The sequence below is a fragment of the Streptomyces sp. NPDC047108 genome (genome assembly GCF_040643575.1).
In the GTDB taxonomy this organism is placed as follows: domain Bacteria; phylum Actinomycetota; class Actinomycetes; order Streptomycetales; family Streptomycetaceae; genus Streptomyces.
In genome coordinates, this window is the sequence record NZ_JBEYUP010000014.1 from 37995 (window position 1) to 56342 (window position 18348).

The window sequence follows — 18348 nt, forward strand, 5'->3', positions numbered from 1 at the left end:
CGCCTGCGTCAGCCCGCTGCCATGTCCACGAGCCGCCGGGCCGTCGCCACGATCGCGTCCGCGTCGATCCCGGCCGCCCGGAGCTGCTCCTCGGGCGTGGCGGACGCGGGCTGGGACCGTACGGCCAGCCGGGCCAGCCGCGGTACGCCCCTGCCGTCCGCGAACGCCTCGGCCACCGCGTCGCCCAGGCCGCCCTCGGGGCGGTGGTCCTCGACGGTGATCAGGCAGCCTGTCGCGTCGGCGGCGGCGCGCAGGGCCGCGGTGTCGACCGGCTTGAGCGAGTAGAGATCGATCACCCGGGCGTGGATGCCCTCCTCGGCGAGCCGCCCCGCGGCCGTCAGCGCCTCGTGGACCGTCACGCCCGCGCCGATCAGGGTCACCCTGTCCTCCTCCGACGAGCGCAGCAGCGAGCTGCCGCCGATGGGGAACTTCTCGTCGTGCTCGTAGATGACGGGGGTGTTGCCGCGGGTGGTGCGCAGATAGCTGATGCCGGGGCGGTCGGCGAGCGCGGCGACGAGCCGGGCTGTCTGGTTCGCGTCGCACGGGTAGAGCACGGTGCTGTCCTGGAGGGAACGGAACATCGCCAGGTCCTCCAGCCCCATCTGGGACGGACCGTCCTCACCGATCGCGACCCCGGCGTGCGAACCGGCGACGGCCATCCGGGCCCGGCTCACGGCGGCCATCCGCAGGAAGTCGTGAGCGCGGGTGAGGAAGGCGGCGAAGGTGGCGAGGTAGGGCACCCAGCCGCGGGCCTGCATACCGACGGCGGCGGCGACCATCTGCTGCTCGGCGATCCAGCACTCGAAGTACCGGTCGGGGTTGTCCTTGGCGAAGTACTCCGTGCGCGTCGAGTCCCCGACCTCGGCGTCCAGCGCCACGACGTCGGACCGCGCGATGCCGAGCGCCGCGAGCGCCTGCCCGTAGGCCGTCCGCGTGGCGGCGGACTCGCCGATGTCCCATCGCGGCAGTTGCAGGGGGGCCGTGGGGTGCTGCGGGTCCTGCACGTCCGGCGGGGCCTGGACGTCCACGTGCACGTCGCGGATGCCGCCCAGCTCGGCGATGGCCGCCGCCGCGTCCGGCAGCGGCTTGCCGTGGAACCCCTCCCGGTCCTCGACGGCGGCGACGCCCCGCCCCTTGAGGGTGCGGGCGATGATGGCGGTCGGCCGCAGCGCCGTGACCCGGGCCTCGGCGTACGCCTGGTCGATGGCGGCGATGTCGTGCCCGTCGATCTCGATGGTGTGCCAGCCGAACGCCTGGATACGCCGGGCGTACGCGTCGAGATCCCACTCGTGGCGCGTGGGCCCGCGCTGCCCGAGCCGGTTGACGTCGATGACGGCGGTCAGCTGGTCGAGGCGTTCGTGGCCGGCGTGCTCGAACGCCTCCCACATCGAGCCCTCGGCCAGTTCACTGTCCCCGCACAGCACCCAGACGCGGTACGGCAGCCGGTCGAGCCGCTTGCCCGTCAGGGCCATCCCGACCCCGACCGGCAGGCCCTGCCCGAGCGAACCGGTCGCGACCTCGACCCAGGGGAGCTGCGGCGTCGGGTGTCCCTCCAGGCGGCTGCCGAGCGTGCGGAAGCCCAGCAGTTCGTCGTCGGGCACCGCGCCCGCCGCCTTGAACACGGCATAGAGCAGCGGGGAGGCATGGCCCTTGGAGAAGACCAGGTGGTCGTTGCCGGGGTGTTCCGGCCGGTCGAAGGTGTACTGGAGGTGGTTCGCCAGGAGCACGGCCATGAGGTCCGCGGCCGACATCGAGGACGTCGGGTGGCCGGAGCCCGCGGCGTCGGCGGCGCGGACCGCGTCCACGCGGAGCTGCTGCGCGAGCTCGTGCAGGTCGTCGTGGTTCATCTCGGCCCTCCCGTGCCCTCCCGCTGCGCGACTGCTGGCGAGTACCCGGCATCGCGGGCACCACACAGGGCATTCCGTGCGGCGGAGGCTGCCTCGGCTGCGCGAGCGGGGTACGGCCGGAGACAGGCATCCGGACGGTACGGGGCACCCGCCGGCCGCAGGGCGTCAGGGAGGAGCGGCCGCCCCGTCATGCGAACGAACCTTTCTGCGGAGCATGACCCCTGCACGGTCAGTACGCGGTCCGTGCCCGGCCGGCGGGCGAGGATACGGGAAGGTGCCCGGGCCCCGTCGGGATCAGTGCCCCGGTACGGGCGACATCCGGGCCGCCGCCTCCGCCCTCGCCGACTCCAGCGCGGCCAGCAGAAGGGTCTTGCTGGAGTTGCGGCGCCGTACGTCGCACATGACCACCGGTGCGGGCGACTTGAGGTTCAGGGCGGCGTGAACCTCCTCGGCCGTGAAGTCGCAGTGGCCGTAGAAGCAGTTGACGCCGACGGCGAAGGGAATGCCGCGCTGCTCGAAGAAGTCGAGGGAGGCGAAGCTGTCGGCCATGCGGCGCGGGTCGGCGAGGACGATCGCGCCGAGCGAGCCGAGCGCGAGGTCGTCCCACATGAACCAGAAGCGCTCCTGCCCGGGCGTGCCGAACAGGTAGAGCACATGGTCCGGATCGAGGGTGATCCGGCCGAAGTCCATGGCGACCGTGGTCGTTTCCTTGTCCGGGGTGCCCGCCAGATCGTCGACGCCCAGGCTCGCCTGGGTCATGTACTCCTCGGTCTCCAGCGGGGGGACCTCGCTCACCGAGCCGATCATCGTGGTCTTGCCGACACCGAAGCCCCCCGCTATGAGGATCTTCAGCGCGGTGGGCATGGCGTCGGGACCCATCATCGGCTCAGAGCTGGCGAATTCCACGGATCACTCTCTCCAGTAGTGCCACGCTCGGGGCCTCCGTCTCCGCACCCGGCGCCTTGATTGAGATCATTGATTTGTCGAGCAGGTCCCCGCAGAGCACCTTCACGACACTCGGAGGCAGGTCGAGCAAGGCGGCGATCTCGGCGACCGCCAGGGGACGCTGCGTACAGATGTCGAGAATGGCTTCCGACTCCGGCTGCTCCACGTGCCCCGGGGGCAGAGCGCCAGACCGTGTAGTCGCCACGAGGGTGATCAGAGCGAAGTCGGACCGGCTGTGCCGGGTGCGTCCTCCGGTGATGGCGTAGGGCCGGACGAGGTATCCGGCGCCCTCGTCGAACCACGGTCTGTTCTTCGAGATGGTCAGAGATCCTTACTGTGACGGCCGGTTGGGACCTCCGCGCGCGGCGCCGCGCTGAGGTACGCGCCGACCTTCTGGACGATCATGGCCATTTCGTACGCCGCGATGCCGGCGTCGACCTGGTCGGTGGCGAGGACCGCGAGCCTCGCCCCCGCACCGGCGTTGCTCACGAAGAGGAAGGCGTGATCCATCTCGATGACGGTCTGCCGTACCTGACCGCCCGCGAAGTGGCGTGCCGCACCGTGGGAGAGGCTCTGCAACCCGGAGGCCACGGCAGACAGATGCTCGGCGTCCTCCCGCCTGAGGTCCTTCGACCAGGCGAGAGCCAGACCGTCCTGAGCAAGCACCAGCGCGTGACGGACCTCCGGGACGTCGGCTACCAGGTTGTTCAGGAGCCAATTCAGCTCGCTCGTGGTGTTGGTCTGGTGAATCATCGCTGATCCTTCCTCAGAGATCCTCGGGGCCGGTGCCGTGCCCGGGCGTTCCCGCCTGGGAATCGTGGCCACCAGGCGGGTCTGCAGGCCTCGAGGTCCGGGCTCGCCGGTTGGCCGACTGGATGGCGGCCATCGTGGCCCCGGCCCGGTCCGGGGAGGGACCGCTGCTCGAGCCCGTGTCGTCCTGCTCGGGGGTGCCGTGAGCCGTCTTGCGCAGTGGCTCCGCGAGGCTCTCGCCGCGCACTCGCGTCGGAAGCCTGCCGGCGGCCGACGCCCGGGGTGGGGGCGGGACGGGCCGGTCGGGCTCGGCGGGAGCGCTCGGCGAAGCCCCGTGCGCGATGGGCGTGGTGTGTCCGGCGGTGTGGTCCGCACCCTCGTGAGGGTGGGGCCGTGCGGCCGGAGCACCGGCCTCGTCCGTCGGGTCCCCCGGTGTGATCGGCAACAGGCCCGCGCCTCCATACGTCGGATAGCCGCTGTGGTCGTCCAGCGCCGCGGCCATGCTCATACCCGTGCCGATGCTCGGCGTCTGAAGGTCCTCGCCGGGACCCACCAGTCCGGCTCCGGCTCCGGCGAGCGGTCCGTCCAGCCCCGAGCGGGGCCCGGGGACGGCCGGGGCCTCGGTCCCGCGCCGGCCCTCCTGCTGCCGGAGTTCCTGCTGGACCTCCTGCTGCGTCTCCTGCAGATGCTCGGAGATCAGGCCCGACAGCAGGGACTTGGTCTCCTCCAGCAGGGCACTGGGCAGCAGCACGATCGCGAGCGTGCCGCCGTACGGCGACTTGCGCAGGGAGATCTCGAGGTTGTGCCGCTTGGCCAGCCGGGCGACCACGAAGATTCCGAGGCGCGGGGTCTCGCCGAGCGTCATCATGTCGAGCTCGGGCGGTTCGGCGAGCAGGGTGTTGATGTGCTCGTAGTTCTCCTCGGTCATCCCGAGGCCGCGGTCCTCGACCTGCAGGGCCAGTCCCTTGGCGACCTGCATGGCGCTGACGGTGACCTTGGTCTCGGGCGGGGAGAACGCCGTGCCGTTCTCGATGAGTTCGGCGAGCAGGTGGACGACGTCGGCGACGGCCCGTCCGACCAGGGACACCTGCGGAGCGGGCAGGGCGTCCACCCTGCTGTAGTGCTCGGTCTCCGAGATGGCGCTGCGCAGCACCTCGTAGATCGGGACGGCCTTGCTCCAGCGGCGGACCGGCGGGGAACCTCCGAGGATGACGAGGTTCTCCGTGTGCCGTCGGACGCGGGTGGCCAGGTGGTCCACCGCGAAGATGTCCTTCAGCAGGTCGGAGTCCTGGTGCTTGCGCTCCAGTTCGTCGAGCTTGGGGATCATGCGGTTGATCAGGACCTGCGTACGGCGGGCGAGGCCGAGGAACGCCTGCTCCGTCCCGTCCCTCTTGCGCGCCTGCTGGACGAACTGCCGGGCCTGCTGCACGAACATGGTCTCGACGATGTGGGCCAGATACTGCGTCGCAGCGGCGAGCCGGCCCACTTCGTCGTTCCCGTGCGTCCCTTCGGGGTCGCGCCCGACCGGTTCGGCCTGTTCGCCCCGGCCGAGCTGCTCGACCAGGTGCGGGAGCCGGGTGTCGGCCAACTCCAGGGTGGAGTCGTGGATCCGGGACAGGCGGTCGGCGAGGGAGCGCGAGAACCGGGGCACCAGGGCGCCCGCGGCGCCCAGCACCGCCAGGGCCACCAGGGATCCGGCGACGACCCGGATGATGAGGTCGTCCCCGCGGGACGTGGCCTCGGCGGTGACACCGGCCAGGGCGTCCGTGGACAGCTCGCGCAGGTCCTGGCCGACGACGTCCGCGGACTCCCTCCATTCACCTGCCTGTTTCGGCAGACCGGAGCGACCCGAGACCACGTCGTCCTCCAGCGACACCACCGTCGCCCACTGCGGGCTGCCGGTGATGCGGCGGAACGCCTTGGCGTCACCGCTGGACAGGTCGGAGGTGTCGAGTGAGGTGGCCGCCTGCTGCTGGACCGCGACGTAACCGCCGAACTCCGTACGCATGCCGGCCGTCAGGCGCTTGGTGCCCTGCGCGGTGGTGAACAGGGCGTCCTCGCGGGAGAGCATCTCCGAGAACCGCACCAGGTCGTTGACAGCGGCGCTGCCGTACGCGAGCCGGCCGTCGCCGATGCGCGTCACCGCACCGAGCAGGGCGGTGCCTTCCTCAAGGGTGTCCGTGTAGTAGCGGAACGCCTCGGGGCCGTCGGCCGCGCGCTGGTCGATCGCGTCGCGTTGCTGCGACAGCTCCTCCAGCGCCTTGTTCAGGCCGTCGGCGCCGCGCTTGACCGCCCCGCCCGTGGACTCCGAGGCGGAGCGCCACGCATGGAACTTCTCGACCGCGGTGTCGGTGCTGCTGCGAGCGTCGGCCACCTCGGTACGGGGAGTGTCACGCGAGGACGCCTGCCAGGCGGCCGTCAGACGGCGCTCCTCCTGCAGACGCACCACGAGGGTGTGGGCAGGCTCGCCCGCCGACGCGGCCAACTCGGCGTCGTCGCGCAGCGCGAGACCTTCTCCGGTCCAGACGCTCGCCGCGTATCCCCACAGTGCCGTGAGGGCCAGTAAAGGAGCGAGGATCAGCAGGGTGAGCGTAAATCGAATCGATTTGCGATGAGCGGCACTGGTCACTGTGTGCCGGTGTCGTAACCCTGGCATCTGATTCCTCGTGCGGCAGCGGAACGAAACGTGGAGGGAAGGCGTACCGGTTCACCCGGGCATCCGGGCACGTGCGTGGAACGTGGAACGGCGCATTGACTCTGAGTCATCGGCGACCGACCGGATGCACCGTACCAGGGTCGCGCGGCACCTTCGACTGGAAGCTGAGCACCTCAGTAGTCAGCACTCAACGGCCTATAAAATGGCGCGCTCTTCCGGGTCTTTTGCGCGGTTGAGGCCGTACGCAGGGTCGTGACACCCGTGGCCCGAATCGTCCGCGGCCAACGCGCCCCGGAATCAGGCCGGTTCGGGGGCTTTCGTCACAACAGGGCCAGGAGTTTCGGGGTGTAGAGGGCGCTGGTGGACTCGGCCCCGGCGACCATGTCGAAGTAGATCGCGGTGAGATCCGGATCCGACTGGACCGCGCGGAGCAGCGAGAGGCGCTGCTCGTGCGTCTCGAGCTGGGCGACGGCCAGCGTCGCGTCGTAGCCCTCGCGCAGGGTCTCGTTCCGCTCCCGCGCCCAGGCGCGCAGCGCCTCGTCGAGCCGCTCGGGAAAGCCGATCCGGTCCCCGACGTGCCGTACGAGCGACTCGGCCTGGAAGAAGGCGTCGCTGATCCCGCGGGCGGTGATGGAGTCCTTGTGGTGTCCGGCGTCGCCGACCAGGGCCCAGCCGGGGCCCGTCGCCTCCCGGAAGTAGTTCTGCTGGTCCCCCGTGCCGCGCATGCGCTCCGCGGGGTGCTTGCCCTCCAGCCGTTCGAAGAGGGAGGGGGCGGTGGTGCGGACCTGTTCCCGGTACGCGCCCTCGACGTCCTTGCGCACCTCGTCGAAGCGTGCCTGCGGGAAGTAGGTGAGGACCAGGGTCGCCTCGTCGTTGGTCGGCACGGCGGCCACCCAGCTCCCCGGTCTCTCGTACAGTTCGAACTGCGCCGGTACGCCCTTCCAGTACGTGTAGTAGGCACAGGTCAACCGCGGGTCCTGGGCGGTGAATTCGGCTCCGCAGAGCGTGGCGACGGTGGAGCGCATGCCGTCCGCCCCGATCACGAGCCGTGCCTGCTCGGTGAACGGTTCGCTCCCCCGCCTCCCCTCCACTCCGACCACGCGCCCGGCCCCGTCCCGGAGCAGGCCGCGCACCCGGCAGCCGCTGCGGAACTCCACTCCGGCCTCGACGGCGCCTTCCACGAGGATCGCGTCGAGGACGTGGCGGCGCGGCGCGTATCCGGCGGTCTGTCCTTCCACGCCCCGGCCGCAGCCCTCGAGGCGGATGTCCTCGACCTCGTAGACGGCACGGCGCAGCGGAGGGCAGCCGGAGGCGCGGACGCGGTCGAGCAGGCCCCAGCGGGCGAGGGCGGCGACGCCGGGCTGGTGGACGAGGTGGGTGGACAGGGTGTCGGAGGGGAACTCCTGCCGATCGAGCATGAGCACCCGGTACCCCGCACGGGCGAGCAGCATGGCGGTGGGGGAGCCGGCGCATCGCGCCCCCACCACGATGACATCGAACATTGTGTGAGCCTCACAGACCGTCAGCGAGAGGAGTTGCGCAGGGACACCGCGCGCGGTCGTGACAGCCCCGGCGGCGGCCCCGGTGGTGCGCGCGGGGGCCGGACGCTCGGACGTGCCGCCAGACGGTGCGCGGGTCTTCTGGCTTGGGTCAGTCAGTGGGGGGTGTCACCGAGTGCAGCGAGCAGTGCGCGCCGATCGATCTTGCCATTGGAGTTGCGCGGGAGTTCTTCGAGGGCGGTTATCCGGCGAGGCATCATGTAGGGAGGCAAGCGGGCGCGCAGGGCAGAATACAACTCCTCGGCGTCGCAGCCGCTTCCGCTGACGGCCGCCGTCAAGTCCTTCTCGCCGTCCGGGCCTTCGACGGCGAGCACGATCGCGTCCCGCACTCCGGCCTGCTCCCGCAACGGCGCCTCGATGTCCCCGAGTTCGATGCGGTGGCCGCGGATCTTGACCTGGTGGTCCGTACGCCCCAGGTAGACCAGCACGCCGTCCTCGCCCACCGTGACGCGGTCACCGGTGCGGTACCAGTGGCGGCCGGTGAGTGGGGAGGCACCCGCGTAATGCTCCACGGTGCCGTCCTCCTCGCGGACGAGGAAGCGGCCGGCGTTGTCGGCCGGGTCCAGATAGCCGGGGATGCGCTGCGGTCCGCGGACGCACAGCTCTCCGGTGCCGGTCTCCTCGCCCTTCTCGTCCAGGACGAGGAACTCCAGGGTGGAGTAGCAGGAGCCCATCGGGACGGTGCCGTTGGAGGTGCGGGGCCAGTCCTCCACGGCTCGCGGGAGGCGGTACTCGGTGCAGGAGATGGTGAGTTCGGTCGGCCCGTACAGATTCTCCAGCGTGCCGGCCGGTGCGGCGGACTGCCAGGCCCGCGCCTGCGCGAGCGTCAGCGCCTCGCCCCCGAACACGCTCCGCCGCAGCGTGGGCATGCTCCCCGGGGTGAGCGTGCCGAGGCGGGAGGCGAAGGACGCCAGGGAGGGCACCGAGAACCAGTGCGTGAGCCGTGCGGAGTTGATGAACTTCACCGGCGACATGAGCTGCCCGCGCCGCGGGACGACCAGGGTGCCCCCGCCGCCCCAGGCGACGAACAGGTCGTGCACCGAGCCGTCGAAGGTCAGCTCGAAGGTCTGGGAGAGCCGGCTGCCGGGACCGGCGTCGTAGCGGGGCACGACGTGCGCCAGATAGGCGTCGATGTTGCGGTGCAGCACCGGTACGCCCTTCGGGGTGCCTGTCGAGCCCGAGGTGAAGATGATGTACGCGATGTCGTCGGGCGTGGCCGGGCAGGGCCCGAGCGCGGGAGGCTTCTCGGCGCGCAGGGCGGCCAGTTCGCCGGTCCCCGCCACGAGGAGGGGGACCCCGAGATCGCCGCCGGCCCCCACCGACTCCGCGATCACGGTCTCCAGCTCGGCCGCCCTGGCTATCGCGGCGTTGCGCGAGGCCGGGTAGTCCGGGTTGAGCGGCACGACGGCCGCTCCGGCCCGCAGAATGGCGAGGTAGCCGGCGTACGAGGTCACCGACCGGCTCGCCAGGAGCCCTACGCGCCGCGGGGTCCGTCCCCCGCCTGCCGCGACCAGCCGTGCGGCCAGCCGTTCCACCAGGTCCCGCAGTTCACCGTAGGTGAGCGTCTCGCCGCCCACCTCCAGCGCGGTGCAGTCGCCGAAACGGTCGGCGGAGCCGGCAAACCATGCGTACAGGGTCTGCGATCCGGCGCTCATACGGGGTTCGCCTCCAGCCGGCCGACCCACTGCCGGAACGCGGCCACCGTGCGCAGATCGGCGAGGTCCTCGACCTCGAACTCGTAGCCGTGGTCGTTGGCCAGCTTCAGGACGATCTGCAGCCGGGCGAGCGAGTCGATGCCGATCTCGGACAGCAGCGAGGTGTCCGCGTACGAGGTGCGCGCATGCTCACTCAGGACGCGGCTCGCCAGGTCGCCCGTCCCGTCCTCCTCCGCCTGCTCCCCCAGCCAGTAGCGCTTGGTCCGCCACGGGTGGCCCGGCAGCGGGACGTAGCGGCAGCGCTGCCCGAACACCTCGTCCCAGTCCACGTTCCCGCCGTCGCGGTACCGCTCCGCGACAGCGCTCAGAGGCGCGGGCGCCTTCCCCCGTCCGGCCTTCTCCCCCACCGCCGCCAGCTCCTTCACCATCTCCTCGTGGGAGGTGGCGACCACGGCGAGCCGGTGGGCGTGGTGCTGGCGGCGCGTCGCCGCGCTGTAGCAGATGTCGCGCAGGGCGTACGCCGCTCCCTGTCCGTCCGACGCCAGGTACGCGGCGTAGGAACGGACCAGCGTCTCCAGCGCCTCCGGGCTGCGCGCGGACAGCGGCAGTACGCACGCCTTGCCGCCGCGGCGCCGCCATACGGCGAGGTCCCCGCTGCGCCGGCGCCACCGCGCCGGGTCCTGACCCGCGGCGCGGGTCTCCCCCTGACGTACCACCAGATGCGCGTTGAGGCAGGAGACGCCCTGGCCGCTGACGCCGGCGACGGCCGGGCGGCCGTGGTCGGGCAGGTCCTGCAGTGTGACCGGGACGGCCAGCGGCAGTTCGTCCCAGGCGACGAGAGGGTTGGGGATCTCGAAGTTGAGGCTGGGCGGGATCTGACCGTGCTCCAGGCAGAGGACGGCCTTGATCAGCCCGGCCACCCCGCCGGCGGCCTCCGCGTGGCCGATGTTGGTCTTCACCGAGCCGACGTACGCGGGACGGTGGGAGGGCCTGCCCTCGCCGAGGACCTCGCCGAGCGCGTTGAACTCCAGGGGATCCAGGGTCGGCGAGCCCGTTCCGTGGGCCTCGACGAAGTCGACGTCGGCCGGGGAGATCCCGGCGTCCTCGTAGGCCCATCTCAGGACCTGGGTCTGGCCCTCCAGCGAGGGGGCCAGCAGGGAGCCGCTGGAGCGGCCGTCGTTGCTGATCGCGCTGCCGAGGATGACCGCCCTGATCCGGTCCCCGTCGGCGACGGCCTGGGTCAGCGGCTTGAGGACGACGACCCCCACGCCGTCGCTCGGGCCGTATCCGTCGGCGCTCGCGTCCCCGAACTTGCTGCGCCCGTCCGGCGCGAGCGTCCCGGCCTGCGTCATCAGGACCTCTTCGTCCGGACGGAGTTTGAGGTTGACCCCGGCCGCGACCGCCAGCGAACTCTCCCCGGCGCGCAGGCTCTGCACGGCCATGTGGACGGAGACGACCGAGGACGAGCAGGCGGTGTCCACCAGCATGCTGGGCCCGCGGAAGTCGAAGACGTAGGAGAGGCGTCCGGGCAGCAGCGAGCGCTGGTTGTTGAACAGGGACGGCGTGACGGTGTCGAGTCCCTGCCGGTACTGCAGATCCAGGTAGTCGCCGCGCGCGGCGCCGACGAAGACCCCGGTGCGGCTGCCCGCGAGGCGGTCGGGGCGCTGCCCCGCGTCCTCCAGCGCCTCCCAGGTCGTCATCATCAACAGCCGCTGCTGCGGGTCGAGTTCCGCCGCCTCGGTCGAGGACATCTCGAAGAACTCGGCGTCGAAGTCCGCGACTCCGTCGATGTAGCCCGCCCGGCGGCTGGTGATCCTCCCTGGCCCTGGACTAGGGGAATACAGGGTGTCCACGTCGTATCGTTCCGGTGGCGTATCGCTCGTCACGTCCGAACCGTCACGGATCAACTCCCAGAGCCGGTCGGCTCCTGACGCGCCGGGGAACCGGCAGGCCAGGCCGATCACGGCGATGGATCGTGCCTCGATGTCCGCTGTCGACCTCTTCATCAGACCACTCCTTCGATGCGTCCCCGACGTCCGAGCGCTGGTGCTGTTCGCCTCTCCGCTGTGCTGCCGCGGAGCCGGCGGCCGCGGCGCGCCCTGGGCTGCATACCCGCGCCGCCATACCGAGAAAGCCACCCCCCGGAACGGGCGGGTGGGAGCTCGCCTGCTGGATGAATGAGTCCTCAACTCCGTGCTGGCCGGTCACATCCCTGGAGACGCCCGGCCGGACCATGTGCCCGCGGGGCACGCACCGGTGTCGTCGGCGGAGGGCACGGGACACGCCCCGGTCGCGAAGGAACTTCGCGCGACCGGCCGGTACCCGGCACTCGGCTGCAACGCTCACGCCTCTCGCCGACGACAACCCAACACGTGATTGTCGTATGCAAAACCGTTTCCCCCTGTTACCGATCGCAAGATTGGCGGGAAGTGATCCACAGGAGATTGAAGCGCGAGGAATGTGGACAGCATGCAGAGTTGAGCAGCCTTCCGTCCCGGCACCGTGCTCCGCGGCCGGGTAGCACCGTAGCGGTGCCAGTACGATGAGAGCCATCCGAAGTTCCGCTTGTGGCAGTACGTACGGGCGAGGATCTGGTTTCATTTCCAGTCATGGATCCCCAGACGCCCGATCAAGCCCGGCAGAGCGGTGAGCGACGTACCAGGCGGCTGCAGAAGCTCCGCCTCAACGGACCTGACCCCGAGCCGGAGTTCGACCGCATCGCGGGCATCGCGGCCAGCCTGACCCAGGCGCCGCTCGCCATGGTCAACTTCATCAACGCCGACCAGCAGATGTTCCGCGGTATGTACGTCCCACCGTCGGACCCCGACGGTGACGGCGACGGCGACGGAAGAGCCATCGCGTTCGACCTGAGCGACCTACCGGCCGAGATCCCGCGCGAGGCGCCGATCAACTACGGGTTCTGCCCGCACGTGGTGGCCCAGGGATCCCAACTGGCCCTGGACGACGTCTTCGCGTACCCGCGCTTCAAGGGAAACCCGCTGGTCAACGAGATGGGTGTGCGCGCCTACCTCGGCACCCCGCTCCGGGACCACACCGGCATGATCCTCGGCACCCTGTGCGTGGCCGACATGAAGCCCCGTCAGTGGGGGACGGCGCGCAAGGAGAGCATGCAGCAGCTCGCGGAGACGCTGCTCTCCGAGTTCCGCCTGCGGGACAGCCTGCTGGCGCAGCAGCAGGAGATGTTCGCCATCTTCGACCGCGCTCCCTTCCCCATCATGCTCACCGAGGGGCCGGAGCACCTGCTGCGCTACGCCAACGCCCGGCAGGGCACGGCGTTCGGGCGGGTACGGCAGCTCAGCCCGGGGCGCCAGGTCCTCTCCGCGCTGGACGCGGTCGGTGTCTTCAACGCGATGGACCACGCCTTCCGCACGGGCCAGACCATGACCCTGCCCGAGGCGCAGATCACCTCGTTCGACTCGCTGACGCCGCAGATCTTCACCTTCACCTGCACGCCCGTACGGCTCTCGCCCTCGGCACCCATCAGCGGGGTCCTGACGGTCGCGATGAACATCACGGACCAGCCGTCGGCGGATGCCGAACCCCGGCAGTTCGCCCAGGACTTCAAGAACCAGCTCGAGAACCTCAGCCCGGGCAACACGGGTTGGCCCCAGCCCGGCCAGGGTGACGAGAGCAGTCTCTTCCTCCGGTGAACACCTGCGGCAGGCCCTGACGTCCATCAGGAGAAGGGGGTCCGTCATCCCGCCGCCGCGGGCGGCGTACAGGGCGGCCTGACACAGGAACAGATGCTGCTGCCGCCGGCATGCCCGGCGGCAGCTCCCGTGTGTCGCCGTACGCCCCCTCGATGCGGCGGCGCATCACCCCTGGGTGCCTGCGCGTCAGCCGCTCACCGGTACGGGCGAGCGGGGTGGCACGGCCGCCCCACGCCCGCGGCCCGGATTCCGCTTCCCGTCCCGCATCCGCGCGCACCTCTGGCGCGCCGGCACATCCGCCCGCGCCGCGTCGTGCCCTCGGCGTGCGCGTGTACGGTGTCGCCCCGAAGACGTCGAATTGCCCACGCATTTCTTTTTGGGGCCTTTTCGCGCGCCTTGAGTGACCCCCATGTTTCCTCCACATCCCTTTCACGGAAAACCACGGGGCGGCTCCGGAAAGGCCTTTTCCGCGAATACCCGGGATCGCGCCCCGTACGCGAACGGGCTTCCGAATCGGTATCCGGACAACTTTCTTCGCCGCCCTGCCCGGATTCCGCCTCTCCCCAGAGCCGGACGGACCGGCCGACGGGCCGCACGAGCCCTGGAAGCCGCACTGAGGCGCCGCGTTCAACCACATCCGAACTACCAGTGTCAAGCTGTCGGGAAATCTGCTTCGTGTGTGCCAACGGCATAGTTACGGGCCGCTAAGCTCCTTTGTGGCTGGGCGAGTTGACGCGACTACACACCGTCGCTTCCCGCCCTCCCACGTCATGCCTGTCTCGAGGGAGATCCGTTCAGTGATCCGAGGTGTGCCGCTACGTCCGGGCACGGCCCACACGACGTCAGGCTACTTATCCCCCCGTTCATCCCCCCATTCGATGGTGTTGTCTTGAGGATGTCGATGGAACGTGCCACGCCCCCTCCCGCAGCCCGACCACCCGCACTGCGGTACACCTCATGGCTGGTGCCCCCCGCTCTGTGCGCCGGGACCCTCGTCACCGCGGCCACCGGCCCGGTCGAAGCCCATACGTCCGTACTCGTCGGCGGCATAGCCGCGACCACGGTCGCCTGCGCCGGGCTCCTGATCCGCCTTCAGCGGCGGCTGCACAGGGCCGAGGACGGGCAGCGGGCCGCGGTCTCGCAAGCGGACGAGCACCAGCGGCGGCAGTCGGAGGCCGAGCAGGCACGGATCGAGTCCGTGCGCTCCACGCTCTCCGCTCAGATGCAGGAACAGCTCCACCAGGCCCGGCTCCAGGTCGACCGGGAGCGGGCGCTCGTGGCCCGGCTCGCCGAGGAATGGCTGCCCGAGGCGCTGCGGCAGGTACGGGACGAGGGGGCGGCGATCGACGACGTGCTCTCCTCCGTCCTCGCGTCCCCCGATCTCCCTGCCGAGTTCGGGGCGGAGCACCGGGCGCTGCTCAGGGAGATGCTGCTCCGCTTCGAGGACGAGTACAACCGCTCCACCACGGCCGAGCAGGCCGTCGTCAGCATCGGCAGCCGGATGCAGGTCCACACCAGCAAGATCCGCGGTCTGCTGCACCGGATGCAGCAGGAGCACGGCGGACAACCTGCCGTCGCCCGGGGCCTGATGGCGCTGGACAAGGAGGTCGGCCCCGCCGACTGCCTGGCCGCGAGCATCGTGGTCCTCGGCGGAGCGGACCGGCCCTCGCGCCAGTTCCAGGAGCCCCGGCGCCTGCTCAGCGTGGTGCGCGGTGGCCAGGGCCGTATCAAGGACTTCGAGCGTGTCGAGGTGGCCCAGCTTCCCGACCTCGGCGTCGACGGCGCGCTGGTCGATCATCTCACCCTGATCCTGGCCCAGTTGCTGGACAACGCCACCCGCTACTCGCCGCCGTCCGAGCCGGTCATCGTCTCCGGCAAGGAGGTGCCCAACGGTGTCGGCATCAAGATCCAGGACGCCGGCAAGGGACTGAACGAGGAGAAGAAGCGCGAGGCCCAGCAGGCCCTGGACGGCGTCGCCGCGGGCCCCGCCATCGGCGGTCTGGCGGAGGAGGCCCAGCTCGGTCTGCGCGTGGTGGGCACGCTGGCCCGCAAGTACGACATCAGGGTGACGTTCGACGACTCGCCGTGGCTCGGTACGTCGGTGGTCGTCGTCGTACCGCTCAAGTACTTCAGCCCCCTGGCCTCGTCCACCGTCCCCGAGGCCCCGACGATCCCGGCCGTCCCGCCGCAGCGGAGCGAACCGCCCGCCATGGGCGTCGCGGAACGCGCGGTCACGGAGCCTGTGACGGACCGCGCGACCACGGCCGGCGGACTGCCGAAGCGCAGCAGGCGGCCCCGGTCCGAGTCCCCCGCGGACGACGGCGCCACCGCGGCACCCGCCGCCGGAGCGGTGTCGCCGGACGACGCGTTCGCCGTGCCATCGGAGCAGTCGTTCTCCGGGATGGCCGCCTTCGCCTCGGGCAGCCGGCCCGCCCCCGGCAGCGACACCGACGACCTCGTAGACGAGCCGGAGAGTGACACGCCATGACGCAGCACGTGACCGACATGAGCTGGGCTCTGCGTGACCTGACGGAGAGCATCCAGGAGATCCGCTTCGCCCTCGTGGCCTCCAGCGACGGAACCGCCATCACGTCCCACGGGACCGACCGCGACACGGCCGACCGGTTCTCCGCCGTCGTGGCGGGACTGCAGTCCCTCGCACAGCCCGTCGCGCAGCAGTTCCCCAAGGAACGCGGCCAGTTGAGGCTGGCGATGATCGAGGTCGACGGCGGGCACCTCTTCGTGGTGCGTGCCGGTACGGAGACCTATCTCGGCGTCATGGCCGAGGAGGGGCTCGACCAGGGCCTGCTGGGGCACAAGATGAGGACCACGGCCCGGCAGATGGGCGACCACCTCGGCACCACGCCCCGTCAGGACGAGCGCTCTGGATGAGTGAGCCCTCCCGGACCACGGATCCGTTCGGCCTCGAACGCTTCTACGTCCTCACCGGCGGTCGCAGCAGCCCGGAGGGCATCGCGACCACACTCGACGTGGCGACGCTGGTCGTCGCCAACTCGGTGCCGGAACCGGGGATGCAGCACGAACTCGACGCGATCCTTCGGCTGTGCCGCAATCCGCTCTCGGTCGCCGAACTCGGCGCCCGCCTACGACTGCCTTTCAACATTCTCGCCGTGCTGGTGGCCGACCTGCTGAAGGCCGGCCGTGTGGAAGCCCGTGACCCCATTCCGGCCACGGTCGGCCAAGGGGCGTACCAAGCACTGCTGGAGGAGGTTCTCCGTGGACTTCAACGGATCTGATCAACCCGAACCACCGCACCCCGCGGCCGAACTCCCCGCCGGCAGCCGCTCGGTGAAGGTGATGATCGCCGGCGGCTTCGGCACCGGCAAGACCACCATGGTCGCCAACGTCAGCGACATCGAGCCGCTGACGACGGAGGAGACGCTGACCGAGGCGAGCGCCGGGATCGACGACCTCATCGGCGTGGCGGACAAGAAGACCACCACGGTGAGCCTCGACTTCGGGCGGATCGGCCTCAACGACCAACTGATCCTTTACCTGTTCGGGACGCCCGGCCAGGAGCGCTTCTGGTTCCTGTGGAACGGCCTGTTCAAGGGCGCCCTGGGGGCTGTCGTCCTGGTGGACACGCGCCGGCTGGCGACGAGCTTCCGCGCCATCGAGGAGATGGAGCGGCTGAACGTCCCCTTCGTCGTGGCCCTCAACGTCTTCCCCGACTCAGGCGACCACCCCGAGGAGGAAATACGGGAAGCCCTGGACGTGGCTGCCGACACCCCCGTCGTCACGTTCGACGCCCGCGATCGAGGATCGAGCCGGGACGTGCTCATCGCGCTCATCAAGCACCTCCAGGAACGGTCCACCGCCGCATTGGAGTCCCGATGAACGCATCGCCCGCCCACGGCCCGCGTCCCGACGCACCGGCGGATCCGGCAGCCGGATGCCCGGTCCGCCACACGGGCACCGGGGGTCTGACGCGGCTCTACGGACCCACCGCCGCGTCCGATCCTCAAGGGATCTACTCCCGTCTGCGCAAGCAGTTCGGCCCGGTGGCCCCCGTTCTCCTCGAGGGCGACGTGCACGCCTGGCTGGTCCTCGGCTACCGCGAGAACAGACGCGTACTGGACAACCCGACCCAGTTCAGCCGGGACGCAAGGAACTGGCGGGACTGGAAGGAGGGGCGCATCGAGGAGACGTCGCCGCTCGTGCCGATGCTGGCGTGGCGGCCCGACTGCGTGTCCCAGGACGGCGAACCGCACCGCCGGCTGCGGGGCGCGGTCACCGACAACCTCCAGAAGGTGGCCGGCCGCGGGATCCGCCGCCATGTGACGCACTTCGCCAACAAGCAGATCGACGCGTTCGCCGCCGACGGCCGGGCCGACCTGGTGCCGCAGTTCGCCGAGTACCTTCCGATGCTGGTGCTCACCCGCCTCTTCGGGCTTCCGGAGGGCGAGGGGCTGCGGCTGGCGACCAGTTGCGCCAAGCTCATCAAGGGCGAGGACGCGGTCGCGCACGACGGGCGCATCATGCAGGTGCTCGGTGAACTCGCCGAGCGCAGGCGGAAGGAGCCCGGCTCCGACTTCGCGACGGGCCTTCTGGACCACCGGGCCGGCCTCGACGAGGGCGAGATCAACAGTCACCTGCGGCTCGTCCTCATCGCGGCGCACACCACGACCAGCAACCTGCTGGCGCGGGTGCTGGAACGGATCCTGGTCGCCCCGTCCCATCTGACCGACCTGGTCAGCGGGCAGCTCAGTTTCTCCGCGGTGGTCGAGGAAGTGCTGTGGAACACCCCGCCGCTGGCCGTCAATCCGGGGCGGTTCGCCACCACCGACACGGAGCTGGGCGGCCAGCACATCAAGGCCGGTGACCTGCTCGTCCTCGGACTGGCCGCCGGGAACACGGATCCGGAGATCCGGCCGCACTCCGCGGTGTCCGTCCGCGGCAACCAGGCACATCTCGCGTTCGGCAGCGGTCCGCACGAGTGTCCGGCCCAGGGGATGGGACAGGCGATCGTCGAGGCGGCTGTGGACGTGCTGCTCCACCGGCTTCCGGGGCTGCGCCTGGACACCCCGGCGGACGGGCTGACGTCCACCGCGTCCACCTGGGAGGCCCGGCTCGACAGCCTCCCGGTCGCGTTCACACCGCAGCCCGCCGCGGGCTGAACCGGGGCCTGTCGCGGGCTGACCGGGGGCCGGCCGACTCCTCACCGGGGGCGGCCGGCCCCCGTCGTTCCTTCAGTCCGCCCAGCGAACGGAAGGCGTCCGGGTTTCCGAAAGCAGGATCAAGGCG

At 70.7% G+C, this 18348-nt stretch carries 14 protein-coding genes; 6 read left to right on the forward strand and 8 right to left on the reverse strand.

Features of this window, described 5'->3' with window-relative positions; translation table 11 throughout:
• Positions 1-8: 8 nt before the first annotated feature.
• The 8 genes from ABZ822_RS23925 to ABZ822_RS23960 form a co-directional block, all read right to left on the reverse strand.
• Entirely contained in the window at positions 9-1847 is a 1839-nt protein-coding gene (locus ABZ822_RS23925) for a transketolase (RefSeq protein ID WP_360857763.1), read from the reverse strand.
• Positions 1848-2141: 294 nt separating this feature from the next.
• Complete coding sequence (locus tag ABZ822_RS23930) at positions 2142-2729, reverse strand: ATP/GTP-binding protein (protein WP_360858043.1); 588 nt, start codon at positions 2727-2729, stop codon at positions 2142-2144.
• A 4-nt stretch (positions 2730-2733) separates the two neighbouring features.
• Positions 2734-3117 (reverse strand): DUF742 domain-containing protein, encoded by a 384-nt coding sequence (locus ABZ822_RS23935; RefSeq protein WP_360858046.1) that lies wholly within the window; start codon positions 3115-3117, stop codon positions 2734-2736.
• Positions 3114-3545, reverse strand: a complete 432-nt coding sequence (locus tag ABZ822_RS23940) for a roadblock/LC7 domain-containing protein (protein ID WP_360857766.1) — start codon at positions 3543-3545, stop codon at positions 3114-3116. The genes ABZ822_RS23935 and ABZ822_RS23940 overlap by 4 nt, the downstream gene beginning before the upstream one ends.
• 13 nt (positions 3546-3558) lie before the next feature.
• The gene (locus ABZ822_RS23945; RefSeq protein WP_360857770.1) at positions 3559-6171 is read right to left on the reverse strand and encodes a nitrate- and nitrite sensing domain-containing protein; all 2613 of its coding nucleotides are present in this window, start codon (positions 6169-6171) and stop codon (positions 3559-3561) included.
• 347 nt (positions 6172-6518) lie between these two features.
• Positions 6519-7700 carry an NAD(P)/FAD-dependent oxidoreductase gene (locus tag ABZ822_RS23950; RefSeq protein ID WP_360857773.1) on the reverse strand — a complete coding sequence of 394 codons (1182 nt, stop codon included), beginning with the start codon at positions 7698-7700 and terminating at the stop codon, positions 6519-6521.
• A gap of 152 nt (positions 7701-7852) precedes the next feature.
• Complete coding sequence (locus ABZ822_RS23955) at positions 7853-9412, reverse strand: amino acid adenylation domain-containing protein (protein ID WP_360857776.1); 1560 nt, start codon at positions 9410-9412, stop codon at positions 7853-7855.
• Positions 9409-11418 carry a beta-ketoacyl synthase N-terminal-like domain-containing protein gene (locus ABZ822_RS23960; RefSeq protein ID WP_360857779.1) on the reverse strand — a complete coding sequence of 670 codons (2010 nt, stop codon included), beginning with the start codon at positions 11416-11418 and terminating at the stop codon, positions 9409-9411. Before ABZ822_RS23960 ends, ABZ822_RS23955 begins: the two co-directional genes overlap by 4 nt.
• A gap of 603 nt (positions 11419-12021) precedes the next feature.
• Here ABZ822_RS23960 and ABZ822_RS23965 point away from each other — a divergent pair.
• The 6 genes from ABZ822_RS23965 to ABZ822_RS23990 all read left to right on the forward strand — a co-directional run bounded on the left by ABZ822_RS23965 (position 12022) and on the right by ABZ822_RS23990 (position 18221).
• A complete protein-coding gene (locus ABZ822_RS23965) occupies positions 12022-13083 on the forward strand; it encodes a GAF domain-containing protein (protein ID WP_360857781.1) in 1062 nt (353 codons plus the stop codon).
• An 895-nt stretch (positions 13084-13978) separates the two neighbouring features.
• Positions 13979-15571: an ATP-binding protein gene (locus tag ABZ822_RS23970; RefSeq protein WP_360857784.1), complete on the forward strand. Its 1593-nt coding sequence runs from the start codon at positions 13979-13981 to the stop codon at positions 15569-15571.
• Complete coding sequence (locus tag ABZ822_RS23975; protein WP_360857787.1) at positions 15568-15975, forward strand: roadblock/LC7 domain-containing protein; 408 nt, start codon at positions 15568-15570, stop codon at positions 15973-15975. The genes ABZ822_RS23970 and ABZ822_RS23975 overlap by 4 nt, the downstream gene beginning before the upstream one ends.
• The gene (locus tag ABZ822_RS23980) at positions 15972-16340 is read left to right on the forward strand and encodes a DUF742 domain-containing protein (protein ID WP_360857790.1); all 369 of its coding nucleotides are present in this window, start codon (positions 15972-15974) and stop codon (positions 16338-16340) included. The genes ABZ822_RS23975 and ABZ822_RS23980 overlap by 4 nt, the downstream gene beginning before the upstream one ends.
• Entirely contained in the window at positions 16321-16941 is a 621-nt protein-coding gene (locus tag ABZ822_RS23985) for an ATP/GTP-binding protein (protein WP_360857793.1), read from the forward strand. The genes ABZ822_RS23980 and ABZ822_RS23985 overlap by 20 nt, the downstream gene beginning before the upstream one ends.
• A complete protein-coding gene (locus tag ABZ822_RS23990; RefSeq protein ID WP_360857796.1) occupies positions 16938-18221 on the forward strand; it encodes a cytochrome P450 in 1284 nt (427 codons plus the stop codon). The genes ABZ822_RS23985 and ABZ822_RS23990 overlap by 4 nt, the downstream gene beginning before the upstream one ends.
• The last annotated feature ends 127 nt before the right edge of the window (positions 18222-18348 follow it).

Bases quoted from the DNA above. Each gene is read 5' to 3' on its own strand.
- ABZ822_RS23925 (WP_360857763.1), bottom strand. From the start codon at position 1,847: ATGAACCACGACGACCTGCACGAGCTCGCGCAGCAGCTCCGCGTGGAC.
- ABZ822_RS23930 (WP_360858043.1), bottom strand. From the start codon at position 2,729: ATGATGGGTCCCGACGCCATGCCCACCGCGCTGAAGATCCTCATAGCG.
- ABZ822_RS23940 (WP_360857766.1), bottom strand. From the start codon at position 3,545: ATGATTCACCAGACCAACACCACGAGCGAGCTGAATTGGCTCCTGAAC.
- ABZ822_RS23950 (WP_360857773.1), bottom strand. From the start codon at position 7,700: ATGTTCGATGTCATCGTGGTGGGGGCGCGATGCGCCGGCTCCCCCACC.
- ABZ822_RS23955 (WP_360857776.1), bottom strand. From the start codon at position 9,412: ATGAGCGCCGGATCGCAGACCCTGTACGCATGGTTTGCCGGCTCCGCC.
- ABZ822_RS23960 (WP_360857779.1), bottom strand. From the start codon at position 11,418: ATGAAGAGGTCGACAGCGGACATCGAGGCACGATCCATCGCCGTGATC.
- ABZ822_RS23965 (WP_360857781.1), top strand. From the start codon at position 12,022: ATGGATCCCCAGACGCCCGATCAAGCCCGGCAGAGCGGTGAGCGACGT.
- ABZ822_RS23970 (WP_360857784.1), top strand. From the start codon at position 13,979: ATGTCGATGGAACGTGCCACGCCCCCTCCCGCAGCCCGACCACCCGCA.
- ABZ822_RS23975 (WP_360857787.1), top strand. From the start codon at position 15,568: ATGACGCAGCACGTGACCGACATGAGCTGGGCTCTGCGTGACCTGACG.
- ABZ822_RS23980 (WP_360857790.1), top strand. From the start codon at position 15,972: ATGAGTGAGCCCTCCCGGACCACGGATCCGTTCGGCCTCGAACGCTTC.
- ABZ822_RS23990 (WP_360857796.1), top strand. From the start codon at position 16,938: ATGAACGCATCGCCCGCCCACGGCCCGCGTCCCGACGCACCGGCGGAT.